This window comes from Mesorhizobium sp. CO1-1-7 (assembly GCF_020164885.1).
In the GTDB taxonomy this organism is placed as follows: Bacteria; Pseudomonadota; Alphaproteobacteria; order Rhizobiales; family Rhizobiaceae; genus Mesorhizobium; species Mesorhizobium australicum.
This window is the reverse complement of record NZ_JAIUHA010000005.1, coordinates 424,583-444,147: the sequence shown is the minus strand read 5'-3', so window position 1 is coordinate 444,147 and position 19,565 is coordinate 424,583. Positions and strand designations below refer to the sequence as shown.

20 protein-coding genes are annotated in these 19,565 nt (G+C 62.5%); 9 read left to right on the top strand and 11 right to left on the bottom strand.

The genetic code is table 11. The features are described from left to right. Positions 1 to 27: 27 nt before the first annotated feature. Entirely contained in the window at positions 28 to 1,506 is a 1,479-nt protein-coding gene (locus LB516_RS13795; RefSeq protein WP_015319197.1) for an ABC transporter substrate-binding protein, read from the bottom strand. A 184-nt stretch (positions 1,507 to 1,690) separates the two neighbouring features. On the opposite strand from LB516_RS13795, the gene LB516_RS13790 reads away from it, so the two are divergent. The 5 genes from LB516_RS13790 to LB516_RS13770 all read left to right on the top strand — a co-directional run bounded on the left by LB516_RS13790 (position 1,691) and on the right by LB516_RS13770 (position 6,676). Next, positions 1,691 to 2,401: a GntR family transcriptional regulator gene (locus LB516_RS13790; RefSeq protein WP_140665610.1), complete on the top strand. Its 711-nt coding sequence runs from the start codon at positions 1,691 to 1,693 to the stop codon at positions 2,399 to 2,401. A 56-nt stretch (positions 2,402 to 2,457) separates the two neighbouring features. Continuing rightward, the gene (locus tag LB516_RS13785; protein ID WP_015319195.1) at positions 2,458 to 3,624 is read left to right on the top strand and encodes a mandelate racemase/muconate lactonizing enzyme family protein; all 1,167 of its coding nucleotides are present in this window, start codon (positions 2,458 to 2,460) and stop codon (positions 3,622 to 3,624) included. 55 nt (positions 3,625 to 3,679) lie between these two features. Next, positions 3,680 to 5,038 (top strand): mandelate racemase/muconate lactonizing enzyme family protein, encoded by a 1,359-nt coding sequence (locus LB516_RS13780; RefSeq protein ID WP_224719741.1) that lies wholly within the window; start codon positions 3,680 to 3,682, stop codon positions 5,036 to 5,038. A gap of 102 nt (positions 5,039 to 5,140) precedes the next feature. Then, a complete protein-coding gene (locus LB516_RS13775; RefSeq protein WP_140617572.1) occupies positions 5,141 to 5,467 on the top strand; it encodes an NIPSNAP family protein in 327 nt (108 codons plus the stop codon). Positions 5,468 to 5,476: 9 nt separating this feature from the next. Next, complete coding sequence (locus LB516_RS13770; RefSeq protein ID WP_015319192.1) at positions 5,477 to 6,676, top strand: mandelate racemase/muconate lactonizing enzyme family protein; 1,200 nt, start codon at positions 5,477 to 5,479, stop codon at positions 6,674 to 6,676. A gap of 111 nt (positions 6,677 to 6,787) precedes the next feature. Here LB516_RS13770 and LB516_RS13765 read toward each other — a convergent pair whose 3' ends face one another. From LB516_RS13765 to LB516_RS13745, 5 genes are all read right to left on the bottom strand, one after another. After that, positions 6,788 to 7,381 (bottom strand): DJ-1/PfpI family protein, encoded by a 594-nt coding sequence (locus LB516_RS13765; RefSeq protein WP_015319191.1) that lies wholly within the window; start codon positions 7,379 to 7,381, stop codon positions 6,788 to 6,790. A gap of 67 nt (positions 7,382 to 7,448) precedes the next feature. After that, positions 7,449 to 8,399, bottom strand: a complete 951-nt coding sequence (locus LB516_RS13760) for a substrate-binding domain-containing protein (RefSeq protein WP_224719740.1) — start codon at positions 8,397 to 8,399, stop codon at positions 7,449 to 7,451. Between the two features lie 55 nt (positions 8,400 to 8,454). Continuing rightward, the gene (locus LB516_RS13755; protein ID WP_411969388.1) at positions 8,455 to 9,453 is read right to left on the bottom strand and encodes an ABC transporter permease; all 999 of its coding nucleotides are present in this window, start codon (positions 9,451 to 9,453) and stop codon (positions 8,455 to 8,457) included. Further along, a complete protein-coding gene (locus LB516_RS13750; RefSeq protein ID WP_224719739.1) occupies positions 9,441 to 11,033 on the bottom strand; it encodes a sugar ABC transporter ATP-binding protein in 1,593 nt (530 codons plus the stop codon). The genes LB516_RS13755 and LB516_RS13750 overlap by 13 nt, the downstream gene beginning before the upstream one ends. Before the next feature lie 11 nt (positions 11,034 to 11,044). Beyond that, positions 11,045 to 11,746 (bottom strand): GntR family transcriptional regulator, encoded by a 702-nt coding sequence (locus LB516_RS13745; protein ID WP_015319187.1) that lies wholly within the window; start codon positions 11,744 to 11,746, stop codon positions 11,045 to 11,047. A 154-nt stretch (positions 11,747 to 11,900) separates the two neighbouring features. Between LB516_RS13745 and LB516_RS13740 the strand changes: the two genes are divergently transcribed. The 4 genes from LB516_RS13740 to LB516_RS13725 all read left to right on the top strand — a co-directional run bounded on the left by LB516_RS13740 (position 11,901) and on the right by LB516_RS13725 (position 16,078). Then, a complete protein-coding gene (locus tag LB516_RS13740; protein WP_224719738.1) occupies positions 11,901 to 13,127 on the top strand; it encodes an iron-containing alcohol dehydrogenase in 1,227 nt (408 codons plus the stop codon). Positions 13,128 to 13,144: 17 nt separating this feature from the next. Continuing rightward, the gene (locus LB516_RS13735) at positions 13,145 to 14,632 is read left to right on the top strand and encodes an NAD-dependent succinate-semialdehyde dehydrogenase (RefSeq protein WP_224719737.1); all 1,488 of its coding nucleotides are present in this window, start codon (positions 13,145 to 13,147) and stop codon (positions 14,630 to 14,632) included. 9 nt (positions 14,633 to 14,641) lie between these two features. Further along, positions 14,642 to 15,457, top strand: coding sequence for an alpha/beta hydrolase (locus tag LB516_RS13730; RefSeq protein ID WP_224719736.1), 816 nt, complete (start codon positions 14,642 to 14,644; stop codon positions 15,455 to 15,457). A 153-nt stretch (positions 15,458 to 15,610) separates the two neighbouring features. Beyond that, positions 15,611 to 16,078 carry a hypothetical protein gene (locus LB516_RS13725; RefSeq protein WP_224719735.1) on the top strand — a complete coding sequence of 156 codons (468 nt, stop codon included), beginning with the start codon at positions 15,611 to 15,613 and terminating at the stop codon, positions 16,076 to 16,078. A 38-nt stretch (positions 16,079 to 16,116) separates the two neighbouring features. Here the strand turns inward: LB516_RS13725 and LB516_RS13720 are convergent, their stop codons facing one another. The 5 genes from LB516_RS13720 to LB516_RS13700 are packed head-to-tail and all read right to left on the bottom strand — an operon-like array spanning position 16,117 to position 19,563. Continuing rightward, positions 16,117 to 16,680 carry a hypothetical protein gene (locus tag LB516_RS13720; RefSeq protein WP_224719734.1) on the bottom strand — a complete coding sequence of 188 codons (564 nt, stop codon included), beginning with the start codon at positions 16,678 to 16,680 and terminating at the stop codon, positions 16,117 to 16,119. Continuing rightward, positions 16,677 to 17,249: a L,D-transpeptidase gene (locus tag LB516_RS13715; protein WP_015319181.1), complete on the bottom strand. Its 573-nt coding sequence runs from the start codon at positions 17,247 to 17,249 to the stop codon at positions 16,677 to 16,679. Before LB516_RS13715 ends, LB516_RS13720 begins: the two co-directional genes overlap by 4 nt. Next, positions 17,236 to 18,399, bottom strand: a complete 1,164-nt coding sequence (locus LB516_RS13710; protein WP_224523943.1) for a CpaE family protein — start codon at positions 18,397 to 18,399, stop codon at positions 17,236 to 17,238. Before LB516_RS13710 ends, LB516_RS13715 begins: the two co-directional genes overlap by 14 nt. Further along, positions 18,396 to 19,040, bottom strand: a complete 645-nt coding sequence (locus LB516_RS13705; protein ID WP_224719733.1) for a TadE/TadG family type IV pilus assembly protein — start codon at positions 19,038 to 19,040, stop codon at positions 18,396 to 18,398. Before LB516_RS13705 ends, LB516_RS13710 begins: the two co-directional genes overlap by 4 nt. 1 nt (position 19,041) lies before the next feature. After that, positions 19,042 to 19,563 (bottom strand): TadE/TadG family type IV pilus assembly protein, encoded by a 522-nt coding sequence (locus tag LB516_RS13700; protein WP_224719732.1) that lies wholly within the window; start codon positions 19,561 to 19,563, stop codon positions 19,042 to 19,044. Positions 19,564 to 19,565: the final 2 nt, after the last annotated feature.

The window sequence follows — 19,565 nt, the reverse complement described above, 5'->3', positions numbered from 1 at the left end:
GCAGCCGGTTCGCAGGTCAGGTTGGGACTAGAGCCCGCCCATCAGGTCTTTCACCTTCTTGGCCGCATCGTCCGCTGCCTGATCGACGGTCATCGCGCCGGTCAGCGCATTCTGCAGCATGTCCGGGACGATGATGTTCATGATCTCGGGGGATTCCGGCAGCGCCGGGAAGGGGATGCCATAGGGCAGCATCGAAGTCGTGACATCGAGGAACTTGATATGGTCCAGACGTTCCTTCATCCATTTGGTCTTGAAGCCGTTAAGATTGCCCGGGTTCGAGCCGGCATAGGCCATCTTCAGCGACCATTCGGGGCTCGCCCACATGCAGATCATCGCCTTCGCGGCCGGCTCGTCCACCTTGCCACCCTCTACATACTCGGGCTTCAGGATGTGAATGTTCGAGCCGCCGAACACGACGGCGCGCTTGCCGTCAGGCCCGGTCGGGATCAGGCCGTAGCGCATATTGTCGATGACGGTCTGCGCCTTGTCCTTGTCGGTCCCGGTCGCCTTGGCCTGCAGGTCGAGCATGACGTTGTAGTCGGACGGGTGGGAAACCATCATGCCCAACTGGCCGGCGACGAACAGAGGCTGGTTGTCGGCCTGCTGGTTGGTAAGTGCCGAAACCGGAACCGACTTGTCGCGGACATACATGTCGTATGAGGCTTGCAGCGCCGCCTTGCTCTGCGGGCTGTCGAGTTCCACCTCCTTGTAAGTCGGGTTCGCGGTGGCTTCGTCGAAGACGCCGCCGCCATAGGCCCACAGCTGTGGCATGAAGCGATAGGGCGTATTGCCGGCATTCTTGCGAGCCACGAGGCCGTAACCGGCAATGCCGAGCTTGTCGTGGATCTGCTTGGAATATTTGACGACGTCGTCCCAGGTTGCGGGAGCCTTGTCCGGATCGAGACCCGCACGCTTGAAGATGTCGGCATTCCAGATGAACGCCATCGTCTCGTTGTTCGTTGGAACGCCGTATGTGACCCCATCCCAGGTCACGGCCTTCATGGCGCCGGGCCAGAAATCCTCGGTCGAATAGCCCACATCCTCCGGCTTGAGCGGCTGCAGATAGCCTTTCGAGGCGAATTCGGTACCGCCCAGGATTTGCAGGCGCACCGCCATCGGCGCGGCATTGCCCAGGAGCGCGGTGCGGAACTTGTCGAGAAGGTCGTTATAGGTGAGGGCCTGTTCCTCGAGCTTGATGTTTGGATAGGTCTTGCGGAAAGTCTCGAAGAAATCCTTGTAGTACTGGCGCAGCAGGTCGGGATCGCCCTCGAACACGCCCTGATACCAGAAAGTCAGTCGCCCCTTGTAATCCAGCGGCGTGACCTTGGCGCAATCGCCGGCCGTGTCGAAATCCTGTGTTCCCGCGATGGAGCGCACATATTCGGGCGACCATTTGCTGAGGTCGACCGGTGGCGCACCCAACGCCGATGTGGACATAAGTGATGCCGTCAAAATACCGACGACAGTGCCGCGCAGGACCGCACTGCCGAGCATGATCCTCGTCATAGGTATCCTCCCTGGTTCTCCGCCCTGCGATCGCGAGGATGGTTATTGCAGTACGGTGTATCCTCTCGACCACTTGGTACGTTTTCAGAACATGGATTGCCTGTCAACGCACGAGATCGTACATTGTTTATGGGAACCGTGCGTGATATCGGACAGACTGTGTATTAATTTGGGGAGCCGGCCCTTGGCCGAAACAGACGATTTCAAAGCCAAGCCACCCCCGGGGATCGACGCCACCGGAGCCTCCAGCGAGGGTGCCTCGCTTTACGAACTGATCAGGGAAGACATCATCGAGGGACGGCTCGCCGCCAACGAACGGCTTGTTGTGACCGATCTCGCCCGCCGCCACGGCACGTCGACCAATCCCGTGCGCGAGGCCCTGCAACTGTTGCGGGGCGAGGGGTTCGTCATCTTTTCTCCCAACCGCGGGGCGCGTGTAAGGCCCATCGATCAGGATTTCGTCCGCGATATCTACGAGATCGGAGTTCTGATCGAGCCAGCCCTGACGCGATGGTTTGTAGGTATGGCCACCGGCGAGGACATCGCCGAACTCGAACGCATCCAAGGCCTGATCGAAGAGAACAATTTCGCCGACACGTTCAGGCACAGTGAACTGGATACCGCATTTCACACGGTGATGTACCAGCGGCACTATAACCGCCATGCCGCCGAGCTCTGGTGGAAGCATCGCGAAGTGCTGCGAGCGGTGAGCCGGCGTTTCAATTTCACGCTCGCGCGGCGTGCCGCGATCATTCGTGAGCATCGCGAGCTCATTGCGCTCATCAAGGCCGGGGAGGCCGACAAGGCGGCCGAACTCATCTCCCGCCACGTCGAGGGTTCCGGCCGGCATGTTCTCGAACAGATGCGTGCACGCAACGCCGCTCGGGCCGGATAGGACGAGGGGTCAGGTCTGGAACAGCGTGGTTGACCACTAGTGAAAAGGCAGTTGAAATGAAAATCACGAGCGTTCGGCCGTGGCTGATCAAGTCTGGTGCTTCCTATTGGGGGGAATTCCTGTTCGTCGAGGTAACGACAGACGAGGGAGTGAGCGGCTGGGGAGAGATCACCACCACCACGAAGCTCGCCAACCGCGCCCTCTGCACGATCCTTCGACAGATCGGAGCCGCCGTGACAGGCGAAGATCCGGCGCGTATCGAATGCCTCTGGCACAAGATCTTCCGCGGCTTCACCTATATGGGTAGCCGTGGCGCCGCGGTCGAATGCGTGAGCGCGATCGACATAGCCCTCTGGGACATCAGGGGCAAAGTCCTCGGCAAGCCGATCTACGAGCTGTTGGGTGGGCCGGTCCGCGATGAGATCGCGCTCTACACCCACCCCAACCAGGCCAAATTCACCAGCAAGGACGCTGTGGTGCGCGAAATCCTGGACATCGTCGAGTCCGGACATACTGCTCTCAAGTTCGACCCCTTCCCCCACCAGGGTCGCGATGCCGACGGTGTGTCGCGCGAACAGCGGGACGGCTATCTCGACGGCGGCATGACCCGCAAGGACGAGCGCGAGGCTGCCGAACTCACGGCTCTGATCCGCGAAACGGCAGGCCCCGACATCGACATCCTCATCGATGCGCACGGCCGCTTCGATGTTCCGACCGCCATTCGCCTCTGTCGCAGCCTCGAGGAGGCCGGCCAGATCGACTGGTTCGAGGAGCCATGCCCGCCCGAGAGCCTTAACGCCCTCAAGCAGGTTCGCGAAAAGGTCAGTGCCGCTATCTCTTGGGGCGAGCGTGGCCACACAAAGTGGGATTTCGTGCCGGTTCTTGAGAACAAGCTCGCCGACTACATCATGCCTGACGTCACCTGGACGGGCGGAATTACCGAACTCAAGAAGATTTCCGCCCTGTGCGAAGCCTACTACATCCCAGTCTCGCCGCATGACGCCGCGGGACCGATCAACGTGGTTGCGGGAGCGCAGGTGATGATGACCGTTCCGAACTTCTACAAGCTCGAAACGTCGGAGTGGAATTTGGGCAAGTACGATCATCTTATCGACAAGCCGCTCGATGTTTCGAACGGTAGCCTCAAGCTCTCGTTGAGGCCGGGTCTCGGCATCGAGATGAACCGCGATTACCTGCAAGCCCATGAGATCGAACTGGGCTAGCAACGCAATCGGCAGCATGCGGGCGACAACCCGCAAATCAGAACGGGGATAAGTCATGCCAAAGACCGATGGAGCCGACGAGGCCCTCAACCGGGTCAACACCGACTCGAAGCCGTCCGAGCTTCGCATCACCGACATGCGGGTGGCCGAGATCGTCGGTGCGCCGTTCACCTCGGCGCTGCTCAAGATCTATACCAACCAAGGCATCGTCGGGCTTGGCGAGGTGCGCGACGGCGCCAGCGCCACCTACGCGCTGATGCTGAAGGGCCGGCTGCTTGGCGAGAACCCCTGCGACATCGATCGCCTGTTTCGCCGCATCAAGCAATTCGGCGGGCACGGTCGGCAGGGCGGCGGCGTCTCGGCGGTCGAGATCGCGCTCTGGGATCTCGCCGGCAAGGCCTATGGCGTTCCCATCTACCAGATGCTCGGCGGCAAGTTCCGCGATCAGGTGCGCGTCTATTGCGATACCGATGCCGAGAAACCGAGCGGCACCGAAACCGGAAAGCGCCTCAAGCAGCGGATGGACCGTGGTTTCACCTTCCTCAAGATGGACCTGGGCTTGATGCAGATCGCCCATGTCCCGGGCGCCGTATCCGCGCCCGCCGGCGCGCTCGAAGGGTTTCATGCCAATCCGCGCGGCCGTGGCGGCACGCTTGAGGAGCGCAAGGCCCGCAATCTCGCCTACGACGCGCAGAACGTGCAGCACCCGTTCACCGGCCTGCATTTCACCGAGAAGGGGATCGACCTGCTCGAGCAGTACATCCACGAGGTTCGCGAGGTGATTGGATACGAGATCCCGCTCGCCATCGACCATGTCGGCCATATCTCGCTGCAGGACGGCATACGCCTGTCGCGTCGCATCGAGAAATACGTACCGGCCTGGCTGGAGGATGTGATCCCCTGGCAACACACCGAGCAGTACCGACAATTGCAGGGGGCCACCACGGTGCCGATGTGCACCGGCGAAGACATCTACCTCAAGGAAGGCTTCGAGCCGTTGCTCAAGAGCGGCGGCCTCTCCGTTATGCACCCGGACCTGCTCACCAGTGGGGGTATTCTCGAGACCAAGAAGATCGGCGACATGGCGCAGGATCACGGTGTCGCCATGGCCATCCATATGGCCGAAAGCCCGATCGCCGCGATGGCCGCCGCGCATGTCGCGACCGCTACCGAAAACTTCATGGCCCTCGAATACCACTCCGCCGATGTCGAGTGGTGGGACGATATCGTCACCGGCCTGCCCAAGCCGCTCGTCAAGGACGGCTTCATCACCGTGCCCGACAAGCCGGGGTTGGGCATAGACGATGTGGTCGACGAGGTGATCAGCCAGCACCTGCAGCCCGGTGTCACCGGGATATGGCAATCCACCGAGCATTGGGACAATGAATATAGCTGGGACCGGACCTGGAGTTAGCCCAGACTCCTGCCCTCACTCTCCTTGACTCACAGGGCCGACGACTGACCATTCGTGTCGACCTCTCCCAAGGGAGAGGCGAAGAAGGAAACGGACGAAACCATGATCTACGAACTGCGCATCTATGACTGCCTGCCGGGCAGGCTGCCGGCTTTGCTCAAGCGCTTTTCCGACCAAACGCTGGCCATCTGGGAGAGGCATGGCATCCGCCAAGCCGGGTTTTTCACCACGGCAATCGGCGAAAACAGCAACCGCCTCACCTATTTCCTAGCCTGGGAATCACTGGCCGAGCGTGAGGCGAAATGGACGGCTTTCGTCACCGATCCGGCATGGCACAGGGCCCGGGACGAGTCCGAGCGCGACGGGCAGATCGTTGCCAATATCAGCAGCCAGCTGCTCACGCCGACAGCTTTCTCGTCCGTGAGATAGGACCGCGCGATGAAGATCACCGACCTTCGCTGTGCCGTTATCGGCAAGCACCCCATCGTTCGCGTCGTGACCGACGAGGGCCTCTATGGACTGGGAGAAGTCGAGTTCACCAAGACCTACCTCAAGCCCTTTGTGCTGCATTTCCGCGAGGCGCTGATCGGCGAGGATCCGACCGATGTCGAGCGGGTCATGTTGAAGATCCGCCAACGCGGTTCTTTCAAGCCCTACGGCGCGGCGGTCAGCGCTATCGAACATGCGCTTTGGGACATTGCCGGCAAGGCCGCGGGCGTGCCGGCCTATAAGCTGCTCGGCGGCAAGGTGCGCGACAAGGTACGCGTCTATAACGGCTCGATCCGCCAGAAGCGCACAGGCGACCGGCCGGAGGACTATGCCGCAGACGTCAAATGGATGATGGAGCAGCCGCAGAACTTCTTCATGGTTAAGCAAGGAATCTCGTTCCATTCCAACATGAAGGACACCATCGAGGACTTCCATTACGGCGTGACGCAGAAGAAGGCCGGCTATCACGGCGCCATGGATCAGGGCGTGATCAGCGAACGCGGTTTCAACCACATGCTCGACTGCGTGATCGCGATGAAGGAAGTGCTGGGCGACAAGGTCAGCCTGGCACTCGACTGCGGCCCGGGCTGGATGCTGCCCGATGCGATCAAGTTTGCCCGCGCGGTCGAGAGGTACAATTTGATGTGGCTGGAGGACATGCTGACCGGCGACTATGTGCCGTGGGTCAATCCGCAGGCCTACCGGGAACTGACCACCTCCACCTCGACGCCGATCCATACCGGCGAGCAGATTTACCTCAGGCACAATTTCAAGGAGCTGATCGAGACACAGGCGGTGCGCGTCATCGGCCCCGATCCTGCCGACATCGGCGGCATTGCCGAGCTCAAATGGGTCGCCGAGCACGCCTATATGCACTCGATTCTGATGGCGCCGCATGGCACGGCGAATGGCCTGCTGGGCCTCGGCGCGCTGATCAACGTCTGCGCCACCTTGCCCGCCAATTACGTGGCGTTCGAATACCCCAGTGCCTCGGACCCCTGGTGGAACGACATCGTCATCGGCCTGCCCAAGCAGATCGTGAGGGACAGCATGGTGGATCTGCTGGAAGCACCGGGGCTAGGCCTCGATATCGACGCCGAAAGCGCCAGGAAGTATTTGCTGGCGGAGGATGCCGGATTCTTCGATTGACCGGCGACGGTGGCCCTCGATCTCACCGACCGAGGGCCCGCTTCAAAGACACGTGGATGCACATCCCATCACAACAGAAGCCGGCGCATTGTTGACGCGCGCCGACCTTGTTTAATTATGGCGAATCTCGGTCCCGAGCACCTTCAGGCATTCGCGGATGAAGGCAGCGAGGGCTGTCCATCCCTTGGCCGACACCATGGTTCCGTCGACATACGCCTCCGTCGGCGACAGGTCGATGTAGGTGCCGCCGGCCAGCGTCACTTCCGGTTCGCAAGCGGCGAGCGCGCCGACCTTCTTGCCGCGCACGACACCGTCCACGGCAATCAGAATCTGGACCCCATGGCAGATCGTGAAGATCGGCTTCTGGGTATCGTGGAAGTGGCGCACCATGGCTTGCACCCGTTTGTCGGTGCGGATGTATTCCGGGCCGCGGCCGCCGGCGCAATATACGGCGTGGTATTGATCGAGCTGCTTTTCCGCCTCGGCAAACGTCTTGTTGATCACCTGAAAATGGCCGAGCTTTTCGGTGTAGGTCTGGTCGCCCTCGAAGTCGTGCAGGGAGGTCTTGATGAGGTCTCCTGCCTTCTTGTCCGGGCAGACCACGTGGACCGTGTGACCGACGGCTTCCATTGCTTGCTGGTAGACGAAGATCTCGTACTCCTCGGTGAACTCGCCGGTGAGCATCAATATTTTCTTGCCTGACATGATCATGTCCTCTGTCGTGTGAAAGGGGCGGGGCGAGTCATGCTGCGCCCCGCATTGATTGCGTTCTTCAGAACGGAGAGTCGGGGAAGAAGTATTCCTTGGCGTTGTCCTTGGTGATCAGCGGCGCGTCCAGCTTGACGGCGCCGCGAACCGGGGCCTGGCCAACCAAATTGGCCATGGTCATGTATATGGCCGTCTTGATCATGGACGGCGGGTAGGGAGTCTCGACGGGGGTCATGGTGTCGCCGTCGATGACCTTCTTGACGATGTCCTTCATGCCGTTGCCGCCAAGCGCCAGCTTGATATCGGTGCGGCCCGACTGCTTGACCGCCTCGAGCACCCCCAGCAGCATGTCGTCGTCGTTCGCCCACACCGCGTCGATATGCGGATATTTGGCGAGGTAGTCCTGCATCAGCTTGAAGGCTTCGTCGCTGTTCCAATGAGCGTACTGAATGTCGAGAACCTTGAGGCCGGTCCCGGCGATGGCGTCCTGAAAGCCCTTGATGCGCTCATCGTCGATCACCGTTGGGATGCCGCGCAGGACAACCAGGTCGCCCCTGCCGCCAAGCTTGTCGATCATGTATTTCGCGGTGTTGCGCCCGACGGCGATGTTGTCGCCGGCGACGTAGAGGCCCTGGATGGTCGGGTCGGTCAGGCCACGGTCGACGACGGTGATGAAGGTGCCCTTCTCCTTGATGGCCTTGACCGGTTCGGTCAATTCTTCCGAGGAGTAAGGCAGGATCACCAGCGCATCGATCTTGCGTGAGGCGGAGAGATCCTCGATCGCCGACACCTGATCGGCCGCCGACGGCGACGTCTTTACGATGACCTCGACGCCGGGGAAAGCCGCGTTGATTTCCTTGGCCGCCGTCTGCGCGTGATAGACGACGCCGGCGGTCCAGCCGTGGTCGGCGGCCGGTATCGAAACGGCGATGACTTTCTTGTCCTCGGCCATGGCATGGCCCGTCAGCAGCAGCGAGCCGAGCGCGGCCGCAGCCATCCATCTTTTACTGAACATTTTCTTCTCCCAGATTGGACCTGCAAAGACGCACCCGTGTGGTCCGGACACGGGGCTATTTCGAATTCGAGAACCTCTGAATGAGCATCGCGATGATGATGATGACGCCCTGAACCGCGGCAACCAGGTACTCGGAGACGAAGTCCGACAGCACCATGAGATTGGCGATCAGCTCCAGAATGACGGCGCCGGCGACGGTTCCCCAGACATGACCCTTGCCGCCACGCAGCGCCGTGCCGCCGATCACCACGGCGGTGATCACCTGCAGTTCCCAGAGCTGCCCGGTGGTCGGCGTTGCGGCACCCAGTCGCGGTACATAGCAGATCGCGGCGATGGCCACGCAGACGCCTTGGACGACGTAAGCAATGGTGCGCGTCTTGATGACGGAGATGCCGGAATAACGCGCGACGTCCTCGTTTGCGCCGACCGCCGCACATTTGCGCCCATACTTCATCTTGTAGAGGACGAACGATGCGACCGCGGCGACGGTGACCGATATCAGGATCGGGATCGGGACACCGCCGACGGTGCCGAAATAGACCGGCCGATACGCTTCGCGCAGCGACCGGTCTATCGGTATCGTGCCGCCGTCGGTCAGATAGGTGATCAACGCGCGGAAAATGCCCATTGTGCCGAGCGTCGCAATGAACGGTTCGATCCGGCCTATGGTGACGATCAGGCCGTTGGCGAGGCCACACATAAGACCGACCAGGGTCGCCACGAGCATTCCAGCCGGTATCGCCCACAGGCCGGCGTGCGGCGCCACCGCGTTCATGAACATGATGGTGATGCCGGTGACGAAGGCGGCCATCGAGCCGACGGAAAGATCGAGCCCTCCCGACGAGATAACGAACGTCGCGCCGACAGCGATGATGGCGATGAAGGCGCTGCGGGTGATGACGTTGGCAAGGTTGGTCGCGGAGAGGAAGTCTGGATTGATGAGGAAGCCGACCACCAGCAGGGCGGCCAATGCCAGGAAGGGACCCACGTCGGTCCAGGTGATGTTCAAATCACCGACGCGATGTGTGGACGGGGATCCGGTCATGACAGCCATTCTGTTCCTCCCTCGGCCTTCGGCCTCGGTTTCGGGCCGCTTGTCGCCAGCAGCGCCACATTGCTTTCGGTCATCTCGGCGCCTTGGACCTCGCCCGTCAGGCGGCCTTCCCGCATGACGAGGATGCGGTCGCAGATGCCGATCAGCTCCTGCATTTCCGACGAGATGACAATGCAGGCCTTGCCGCTGCCGACGATGGCGTGGATGAAGGCGTAGATCTGAGCCTTGTTGGCGATATCGATGCCACGGGTCGGTTCGTCGATGATGACCACCGAGGGGTCGGTGAGCAGCACCTTGGCGAGCAGCAGCTTCTGCTGATTGCCGCCGGAAAGCTGTCCCGCCTTCACGCCAGGGCTCTTGAGCCGGATATCGTAGCTCCGGACGGCCTCTGTCAGCGCGGCCGACTCGCGGCGTCTGCTGAGAGCCAATGCGGGATGGAACCGTTCAAGTGCGGAAAGCGTGAGGTTGGGCGCCAGCCGTTCCTCGAGGAGCAGGCCCTTGCTCTTTCGGTCCTCGGTCAGGTAGCCGATGCCTGCGTCGATCGCTTCGCGTTGCGAGCGGATCCGGACGGGTCGTCCCTCGAGTTCGATCACGGCGTGGGCCGGACGCAGGCCCACCAGCCCTTCGAACAATTCCGTGCGGCCCGCGCCGATCATGCCGGCAAAGCCAAGAATTTCGCCCCTGTGAACGGTGAAAGAGACGTCTTCGGCGTAGCCCGGGACGGTGGCGTTTTTCACGCTCAGCATCGGCTCATTGGACGGTGCGCTCTTCTGCGGGTAGAGCGTTGCAAGCTCGCGGCCGACCATCAGGCGTGCCATGTCCATCTGCGTCAGGGCCGTGCCCGGATAGGTGCCGATCATCCTGCCGTCGCGCAGCACGGTCACCTTGTCGGCAAGCTGCTGCACCTCATCCAGCCGATGGCTTATATAGAGGACGGCCGTGCCGTGGGCCTTTAGCTGCCGGACGATTTCGAGGAGCCGATCCACTTCCTCGCCGGTCAGCACGGCGGTCGGCTCGTCGAAGATCACGACCTTGTAGTCGTCGAGCAGCGCGCGGGCGATCTGGACCAACTGGCGGTCGGCCAGCGAGATGTCGCGCACCAGCGCGGTCGGCGAGACCGCGCAGCCGATCCGTGCCAGCTTCTCGGCTGCAAGGCGCCGCATGGCGCGGTCGTCCATCACATGGCGGCGCGAAAGCTCGCGGCCGAGAAATAGGTTGTCCGTCACCGTAAGCGCTTCGGCGAGCAGGATCTCCTGGTGCACGAGGGCGATGCCGGCTTTCTGGGCCTGGTCCGGCTTGGCGAACGTCACCGGCCGACCGGCCATGGACAAGGTGCCGCGGGTTGGCTCGGCATAGCCGGACAGCAGCCGCATCAAAGTGGATTTTCCGGCACCGTTCTCGCCGATGATGGCGTGGATTTCGCCCGGCAGGATGTCGAGCGTGACGTCGGAGAGCACGGTCACCGGCCCATATTGCTTCGAGAGACCCTGAGCGCGCAGCACCGGCTCCACGGCCCCGGGCGCACTGCCGCCGGGCAGCGCACATCCTCCCTCTCCGGCAATATTGGCGGTAACGGACATTCGTTCAGGCCTCAATCGAAGGCCGGCAGCAGGCGATCGCGCGAGTGCTCGATGTGGGCGCGCATTGCTTTCGCGGCGGCATCCGGATCGGCAGAGCCGAACGCGGCGAGGATCGCCTCATGCTCGTCCAGCGCCTCCTCGGTCACGCGGGAATGGTACATCAGGCGGAAAATGTGGAAGTGGGTGTGTTGAAAACCCAGCGTCTCGCGGATGAGCTCGTTTTCGGCGTATTCCATGATCTTGTCGTGGAAGATCGCGTCCTGCCTGGCGAAGTTCGAATAACGCAGGCGCTCGTCCTTGCCCTCGCGGCGCGACATCACGCCTGCGGCCTCCAGCAGCGTGCCGAGTTTGGCTTCGTCCATCGTGGCAGCGGCTTTCGCCGCGCCGTGCGGTTCGAGCAGGAGACGCATTTCGTACAATTCGTCGAAACGACGCCGCGTGATCTGCGGCGCGGCGCGATATCCGATCAGGTGCGTCTTCAGAACCAGTCCTTCGCCTTCGAGACGCCCCAGCGCCTCGCGGATCGGCGTATGGGAAACGTCGAACTCCTTGACCAGATTGTCGACGGTGATGCGCGAACCGGGCGCGATCTTCAGCGACATCAGCTGGGCGAAGATGGCCTCGTAGACGTCCTCGGCCAGGCTGCCGGCCCGCTGAATGCGGCCCGCTCCCGTGGGCGCTTCACCATTATTGCTCAAACTGACAGATTGCATTTCTCGCCTCTCGACTGGGGAGACTGCTAACACGAGGGTTTGACCGATGCAATACTATATCCTATACGATTTTATCGGCGCCGCTCAATTGAGGATTTTCGGTGCGGATTTTTGCAATGCGTTTCTCCGAAACTCCCCAAGGATGCAGCCTGTCATGAGCCTTCTCACAGCCCTCCGGCTCCCACGCGAAATTCTATTCGGAAAGGGACAACGTCATGCGCTGCCAGCCGTGGCCGGCCGCCATGGCCGCCGCGCCCTGGTCTGCACCGACGAGCGTTTCGCCGGCACCGGCGTGTTCGCCGAAATGATGGAATCCCTGCGGTCGGCATCAATCGACGTGCTGGTTCACGACGGTGTCCTCCCGGACGTGCCGCGCGATTCGGTGGCGGTCTGCGTCGAGGAAGCGAGGGGCTTCCGGCCAGATATGGTGATCGGCATCGGCGGCGGCAGCTGTCTCGATTTCGCCAAATGTGCCGCCTTGCTGATCAGCCACGGCGGCGAGCTGCGGGACTACTACGGCGAGTTCAAGGTCCCGGGGCCGATGCTGCCGCTGATCGCCGTGCCGACCACGGCTGGCACAGGATCGGAGGTGACGCCCGTCGCCGTGATATCGGATCCGGACCGGACGCTCAAAGTCGGCATATCGAGCCCCTATCTCATTGCTGCCGTTGCCGTCTGCGACCCCGAACTGACAATGACTTGTCCGCCGGGCCTGACCGCGGTTGCCGGTGCCGACGCGCTCACGCATGCGATCGAGGCGTTTACGGCCATGCGCCGGGACGGGGACTTCAGCCTGCCGCAGCGCCACGTGTTCATCGGCAAGACGCCACTGACCGACCATTTCGCGCTGCTGGCCGTCAAACTTCTCGGCCGCAGCCTGGAGAAGGCGTGCATTGACGGCGGCCACGCCGAGGCGCGCTCCGACGTGATGATGGGAGCGCTGGCTGCGGGTTGCGCATTCGGCACCGCCGGCACGGCGGCAGCGCACGCGATGCAATACCCGGCCGGCGCGCTCACACATACGCCGCATGGGCTGGGAGTGGCGACAATGATGCCTTACGTCATGAGCTACAACAGCCGCGTGGCCGCGGCTGAGATCGCCGAGATAGGGATTGCTCTTGGCCTGGAGCCGAACGGTCGTGGCGTCGACGAAATGGCGGACGCGACCATCGAGGAGATCAGGCGCTTATTTGCGGCGATCGGCATCACCCCGACGCTGGCCGGTCTGGGGCTTCCGGCCGACAAGCTCGACTGGACCGCCGAGCAGGCGCTCGGCATCGATCGCCTGATCAAGAACAACCCGCGCCCATTCGACCTCGCCGCCATGCGCCGCCTTGTCCAGGCGGCCTATGACGGCGATCTCACCGCCTGCGCTATGTGAACGTCAGGAACAAGACGATGAACCTTCCCTACAATGCCTTCCCTCTCGATCAGGATCCGTACGACGTTCGGGGCTTTCCGCACCGGCTCTACATTGGCGGACAATGGCTGCCGTCGTCCGACGGCGGGCTCATCGAGGTCACCGATCCATCCTCCGGCGCGGTGATCGCGGCGGTCCCCGATGCGACCCTGGAGGATGCCGCCGCCGCGGTCGAGACTGCGGCCAAGGCGGCCAAGGGGTGGCGCGAGACAGCGCCGCGCAAGCGCTCGGAGATTCTCAGGCGCTGTTTCGAGCTGATGGTCGAGCGGTCGGAGACGCTTGCCATGCTGATCTCGCTGGAGAACGGCAAGGCCCTGCGCGACGCGCGCGGCGAGGTCGCCTATGCAGCCGAATTCTTCCGCTGGAACGCCGAGGAAGCGGTTCGTATCACCGGCGAGTTCGGCACCGCTCCATCCGGGACCAACCGCATCGTCGTCGACTACCAGCCGATCGGCATCTGCGTCCTCATCACGCCGTGGAATTTCCCCGCTGCGATGGCGACGCGCAAGATTGCACCGGCACTGGCGGCAGGCTGCACGGTCATTCTGAAACCGGCCAGCGAGACGCCGCTGACCGCCTATGCGCTGGCCGCGCTCTACAGCGACGCCGGCGTACCGGACGGTGTCGTGAACGTGCTGACGACGTCGACACCCGGCCCCCTGACGTCGGCCATGCTGGCCGATCCGCGCGTCAGGAAGCTCTCCTTCACCGGTTCGACCGGGATCGGCCGGGCCTTGCTCGCCGAGGCCGCCAAACATGTGATTTCCTGTTCCATGGAGCTTGGCGGCAATGCACCCTTCATCGTTTTCGACGATGCCGATCTCGATGCGGCCCTCGACGGCGCCATGATCGCCAAAATGCGCAATGCCGGCGAAGCCTGTACGGCTGCCAACCGCATCTACGTCCAGTCGGGTATCCACGATGCGTTCGCCGACGGTCTTGCGCAGCGCATGGCTGCGCTCAAGATCGGCGCCGGCACCAAGGCGGACACCGAATGTGGACCCATGATCACCAAGAAGGCGGTCGACAAGATCGACCGGCTGGTCAAGGACGCGGTCAGCCGGGGTGCCAAGGTACTGTGCGGCGGCTCGGTGCCTGAAGGGGATGGCTTTTTCTATCCGCCGACGGTCCTGTCCGAAGTCTCGCCGGACGCCGACATGGCGCATGAGGAGATCTTCGGCCCGGTAGCGCCCATCACCCGCTTCGAGAGCGAGGCGCAGGCCATTCTCCACGCCAACAACACCGAATACGGCCTCGCCGCCTATCTCTACACCCGCGATGTGGCGCGCGGCATGCGGGTGGCCGCCGAGATCGAGGCCGGCATGATCGGCCTCAACCGCGGCCTGATGTCGGATCCCGCCGCGCCCTTCGGCGGAGTCAAGCAGAGCGGCCTCGGGCGGGAAGGGGGCCAGCATCACGGCATCGCCGAGTTCATGGAGGCCAAATACATCGCTGTAACCTTCTGAGCGGACACCATGTCGAAGGACCCTTTTCGCACCCGCGACCACGTTGCCGATTTCGATGACATCGTGGCCGACATCGTCGCCCGCAGCACCGCGACGCGGGCTTCGCTGCCGATGCTGGCGGACATCGCCTATGGCCCGCACGAGGCCGAACGCCTCGACCTGTTCTTTCCGGAGGGGCCGCGCAGGGACCTCCCGGTGCACATCTTCATCCATGGCGGCTATTGGCGCATGTTCGCCAAGAGCGACTATTCCTATATCGCCGAAACGGTGACGAGCGCCGGGGCAATCGCGGTCGTGATCGACTACGCGCTGATGCCCGCCGTCAGGATGGCGGCAATCGTCGACCAGGTTCGGCGCGCGAGGCAATGGGTGCTGGATAATATTGCCAGCCATGGTGGCGATGCCGGTCGGCTAAGCGTCAGCGGTCATTCCGCCGGGGCGCATCTGGCGACCTTTTTATTTGACGAGGGGTCGGCACATCCGCCCTCGGCGGCACTCCTGCTCGGCGGGCTCTACGATTTGAAGCCCCTCCAGCAATCCTTCCTTGAGCCCTTGATAGGCCTGACCGACACGGAAGTCGGGGCGTATTCGCCGATGAGCAAATCCCACTCGTCGCGGACAAAGGTCACGCTGCTGGTCGGTGAGCGAGAGACGGAACCGTTTCACCTGCAGGCCAAATTGTTTGCCGATCGCCTGACGGAGCAGCGCCTGACGGCCTCGATCGGCATCGTCGAGGGGCGCAATCACATGGACAGCGTCCGGGATTTGGGTGCCAGGCATACAAAAGCGGGCACTTGGCTGTACGACCTGATCCGAGCCGCTTGATCGATCCTGTCTCAGCCGAACCTTTCCCCGTTAAGCCTTGCGCAACTCATGGCGCGTAATCTGCCTGCCAGATTGCGAGGCACCATGAAGCGCCAACCACTATTGCTTTTCGCCTTTCCTGCCTGTGTCCTGCTGATCCTGGCGGCGGAGCGAATGGCCACGCTCCTGCTCGGAACTTACCCCGCAAGCCCCGACATGTGGAAGATCTGGCTCGCCTTGCATCCCTCGTCGGGCATGGTCTGGCAGCAGGTCGATGTCTATCTGGGAGGGTCGATGGTCCTGGATTTCGCTCTGCTGGGCGCGGCCCTGGTGGTCTGCTGGATGGCAAGCCGGGCCAGAAGGTCGGCCGCATTCTTTCTTGCCAACCACGGCATCTTGGTCCTCGCGGCGTCGATGATTTTCATCGGTGGCCGTTCGCAGACCGCCAGCACCATTGCCGCGTTCACGGCGCCGAGTGGCTTTCGGTTCTCGCTGATGATGGACTTCACCTGGCTGAATTGCCTGCTGGCGGTCATCGGGGTCACCGCCTGCGCCCATTGTCACCTTGCCTATGTCCGTGAACTCGGCATGCGCGTTGAATCGCGGCGCGTCCGGATCATGGCGCTGCAGCGGGATTTCTAGACTGGCGCAGCGCTACGCGGCCACGCCCAAGGCCCGACCTAGTTTATCTTGTGATAGGTGACCTTGCCTTCCGGCGATACGCTCCGCTGGTAGTTGGAGCTCGGCGCGGGAGGCGCTGCCGGTGCCGACCGCCTTCGCGTTACCCGCGGCATATCCCCGATGGCAGGCTCCGCGTCGGCGGCGCTGGCGACCGCCGCCATGTCTTCGGCGGGCGAGGGGAGTTCGACCACGCGCGGCTCGTCGCCACCGTGATTTCCCGACATCTCCGGTGGCTGCCGGGCGATGTTGGCGTTGACCTCGCCGAAGCTCGCCCGCAGCCGGTCGTCCAGCGCCTCGAACCGGCTTTGAAATCCATTGTTGACGGTGTCGAGCCGCGCGCTCATGCGCTGCTCGAACTGGCCGAGGTCCTCCAGCCGCGCCTCGATCACGCGCAGATCGTTGATGCCGCGGTAGAGATAGACGGCCGCGGTGGCGTTCAGCAGGGCAAACAGCGCCAGGCCGACAGAGACGGCAATGGCGAGCCTGGACCGGCTCTTCTCCCTGTCGAGCAACAGCGGTTCGACCGCTATCACAAGGTCGTCGGGATTGCTGATCGTCGTCATTGGACCACCACCTTGGTGCCGACAGGCACGCGCCTGAAAAGATCGATGACATCGGTATTGGTCAGGCGAAAACAGCCCGACGTGCCGTCGAAACCCACGCCCGAAGGGTCATTGGTGCCATGGATGCGATAGAGCGTGTCGCGGCCATCGCGAAGCAGATAGAGCGCCCTTGCGCCGAGCGGATTGTACGGCCCCGAAGGCACCATGTCAGGCAATTCCGGCTGGCGGGCGCGCATTTCCCTCGGCGGTCGCCACGCCGGCCACTCGGTCTTGGCTCCCACCTGGACCGTACCCGTCCAGCCAAATCCATCGCGTCCGACACTGATCCGGTAGCGCAGGGCCTCGCCCTTGCCGGTCACCAGATAGAGCGCTTTTTCCTGCTTGCGGATGATGATGGTCCCAGTCTTCTCCTGGGTGGAAAACGCCACCGTCTTGCGCAGGCTGGGGCCCATGGCCGGCAGAGGCGGGCGGCTGTCCGCCAACGCGGTCTGCCCGGCCGCGGGCGCCAGCGCCAGGCCAAGCAGGCAGGCGGCTGTCAGCCGCAAGCGGTGGCCGCTAGCGGGCCGCATCGTCGAGCCGCTCGCGGAACATCTTCTTCAGGTCCTTGTTGAAGCGCGCCCGCCCATCCACTTCGGACGGCAGCATGGCGCGGTTCAGCGCGTCGGCCAGCAGGGCGTTGTCGAGGCCGACCGACTTGATGTGGGGCGCCTTGAAGATCTTCTCCAGCTCGCTGCGCGAGAAGTGGTTGCCGAACCATTTGCGCTTGTGCTTGTTGGCCACCAGCGTGATCGAGACGGCATTGCCGCGCAGCTCGCGGATCTTCTTGTAGAGCCGTTTGCCTTGCCGCAGCGAAGCGACATTGAGCTCGAAGACGATGAAGATCTCGTCGCTCGTCGACAGCACGGAATTGTGCCAGGGCGTTTCGATGTTCGGCAGGTCGATGACGATGTCGTCGAAACGGTAGGCGACGAGGTCGAGCAGCCGGAAGACGAAATCGGCGCCCTGCGGCTCGAACGGCAGCTGCGGCCGCTCGAAGGCATAGAGGGTCAGGCCGGAAGGCCGCGACAGCTTGATGACATCCATCAATTCGACATCGAGCCGTTCCGGCTGGCCGATGATGCCGGCAAGGTCGAACTGGTTGAACAGGTTGAGATAGGCGCCGCAATTGGCGCTCTGGAAATCGAGGTCGACCAGGCAGGTCGAGGCCGCGCGCTCGGTCGATTTCGAGGCCAGGAATTCGGCCGCCGACAGCGCCAGCGTCGTGGCGCCGGCGCCGCCGCTGGCGCCGATGAAGGTGATGATGCGGCTCTTGGCGCCCTGGTTGCCGCTGTCGTGGAAGGTGACGGCGTTGAGCAGTTCCTTGCCGTCGAGCGGCTTGTGCAGCCAGTCCGAGGCATTCATGCGCACCAGGACGCGTGTCTGCTCCGAAGTCAATTCGTCGGAAACCGCGATCAGCGGCACACCAGCCCACAGCGCGCGCGCCTCGACGATGCCTGGATTGCCAAGCAATTCGCCATTGCCGAGATCGAGGATGACGATGCCCGGGCGCGTGTCGGCCGGCGGCCCCTTGAGGAAGTCGCCCGTCTCGGCAACCCGCACATCATAGATCGCCAGCGCATCGAGCCGCGTCGCCACATCGCGCTTGAAATTCGGATCGGAGGAAAACAGCGCGACCTGCTTGCGCTTGGTCGGGGTAACTTTGGTGCTGATGGCGTTCATGGGTAGGTGCTCTTCATGTCTTCGCCCGTGACCGTGCTCAGCATGGAGGGCATGGTGATGTTGCCGAACCCAAGCAGTCCGCCCAGGAAGAAGAACTGGAAGTTCACGTTCTGCAGGCTGACACTGATGGTCGGCACAGACCCGCCCGCGCGTGTATAATAGCCGAGTCCGGTCGCCGTGTACTTAACGACCACGTTGGCGGGTTGCAGTGTCGAAAAAAAGTGGCACATGCCTGGCCGCTGTCCCGCTGTAAGCGCCGGACAGTTTCCGGTGCCAGTCGCATCGCCGCGGAAAATGCGATTGAAGTTTGCTAAGGTAAAGGTTCCGGCCGCACATCCCGCACCGGCGCATGTGCACGTGCTGGTAGCGCCGTTGCATGTATAGTCGTAGTTCTTAGCAGGGATCGGGTCGCCGGGCGAAGTCGCGAGCCCGGCGGCGGTGATCTCGGGCGCCACCGGCGCAGAGATGGACGCCATGCGCGCGCCCACTTCCACGGCCTTGGTTGCGGCATTCCATTGATACCATGCATAGCCGAAGTCCACGAAACCGAGAGTAAGCGACAGCAGCAATGTCATCGCGATCGTAAACTCCACCATTACCGACCCGGCTTCGTCTTTTCGGAACGTGGTGAGACTCTGCATCTCAGGACCCGATATAACGTTCTTGATGAGCGGCGGAGAAGGTGATCGGCCCTAGCCTGATATAATTGAGCAACGAAACACCGGTATAAGTGAAAGAAGTTGAGAGTTGCACCACCCGGACACTGGAGGTCGAGCTGCTGTAGTTCTGCAAACCGGTGTTAGGGTCAGTTGTCACCGGTATGACAAGATAGTTGAGGTTGACGGTGACCGCTGATGGTAGCCAACCCGTGACGCGGCTCGCAACGTTGCAGTTGCCGCCGCAATCATACGTTCCTGTCGCCGCGATATTGCGAGCGTATGTGGCGCAGTTCGGGTTGAGTGTCTGATTGCAACGTGCGGCGAAGCGAGCCCCATCGTTGAGACCGGCTTCAATCAGGAGTTTCTGGTGAAGGAGATTGCCAAATTCGAAGACGCCGGCCGAAAGGCTGATCATGAGCGGAGTGATCAGCGTCATCTCAACGAGAACCGCGCCTTTCTCCTCAAGGCCGAACCTGCGCAGAATTAGGCTAAAGGCGGCAAGCATCG

Excerpts from the sequence above, each read along its gene's own strand:
- LB516_RS13795 (WP_015319197.1), bottom strand. The coding sequence starts at position 1,506 with ATGACGAGGATCATGCTCGGCAGTGCGGTCCTGCGCGGCACTGTCGTC.
- LB516_RS13785 (WP_015319195.1), top strand. The coding sequence starts at position 2,458 with ATGAAAATCACGAGCGTTCGGCCGTGGCTGATCAAGTCTGGTGCTTCC.
- LB516_RS13780 (WP_224719741.1), top strand. The coding sequence starts at position 3,680 with ATGCCAAAGACCGATGGAGCCGACGAGGCCCTCAACCGGGTCAACACC.
- LB516_RS13775 (WP_140617572.1), top strand. The coding sequence starts at position 5,141 with ATGATCTACGAACTGCGCATCTATGACTGCCTGCCGGGCAGGCTGCCG.
- LB516_RS13770 (WP_015319192.1), top strand. The coding sequence starts at position 5,477 with ATGAAGATCACCGACCTTCGCTGTGCCGTTATCGGCAAGCACCCCATC.
- LB516_RS13765 (WP_015319191.1), bottom strand. The coding sequence starts at position 7,381 with ATGTCAGGCAAGAAAATATTGATGCTCACCGGCGAGTTCACCGAGGAG.
- LB516_RS13760 (WP_224719740.1), bottom strand. The coding sequence starts at position 8,399 with ATGTTCAGTAAAAGATGGATGGCTGCGGCCGCGCTCGGCTCGCTGCTG.
- LB516_RS13755 (WP_411969388.1), bottom strand. The coding sequence starts at position 9,453 with ATGGCTGTCATGACCGGATCCCCGTCCACACATCGCGTCGGTGATTTG.
- LB516_RS13750 (WP_224719739.1), bottom strand. The coding sequence starts at position 11,033 with ATGTCCGTTACCGCCAATATTGCCGGAGAGGGAGGATGTGCGCTGCCC.
- LB516_RS13745 (WP_015319187.1), bottom strand. The coding sequence starts at position 11,746 with ATGCAATCTGTCAGTTTGAGCAATAATGGTGAAGCGCCCACGGGAGCG.
- LB516_RS13740 (WP_224719738.1), top strand. The coding sequence starts at position 11,901 with ATGAGCCTTCTCACAGCCCTCCGGCTCCCACGCGAAATTCTATTCGGA.
- LB516_RS13735 (WP_224719737.1), top strand. The coding sequence starts at position 13,145 with ATGAACCTTCCCTACAATGCCTTCCCTCTCGATCAGGATCCGTACGAC.
- LB516_RS13730 (WP_224719736.1), top strand. The coding sequence starts at position 14,642 with ATGTCGAAGGACCCTTTTCGCACCCGCGACCACGTTGCCGATTTCGAT.
- LB516_RS13725 (WP_224719735.1), top strand. The coding sequence starts at position 15,611 with ATGGCCACGCTCCTGCTCGGAACTTACCCCGCAAGCCCCGACATGTGG.
- LB516_RS13720 (WP_224719734.1), bottom strand. The coding sequence starts at position 16,680 with ATGACGACGATCAGCAATCCCGACGACCTTGTGATAGCGGTCGAACCG.
- LB516_RS13715 (WP_015319181.1), bottom strand. The coding sequence starts at position 17,249 with ATGCGGCCCGCTAGCGGCCACCGCTTGCGGCTGACAGCCGCCTGCCTG.
- LB516_RS13710 (WP_224523943.1), bottom strand. The coding sequence starts at position 18,399 with ATGAACGCCATCAGCACCAAAGTTACCCCGACCAAGCGCAAGCAGGTC.
- LB516_RS13705 (WP_224719733.1), bottom strand. The coding sequence starts at position 19,040 with ATGCAGAGTCTCACCACGTTCCGAAAAGACGAAGCCGGGTCGGTAATG.
- LB516_RS13700 (WP_224719732.1), bottom strand. The coding sequence starts at position 19,563 with ATGCTTGCCGCCTTTAGCCTAATTCTGCGCAGGTTCGGCCTTGAGGAG.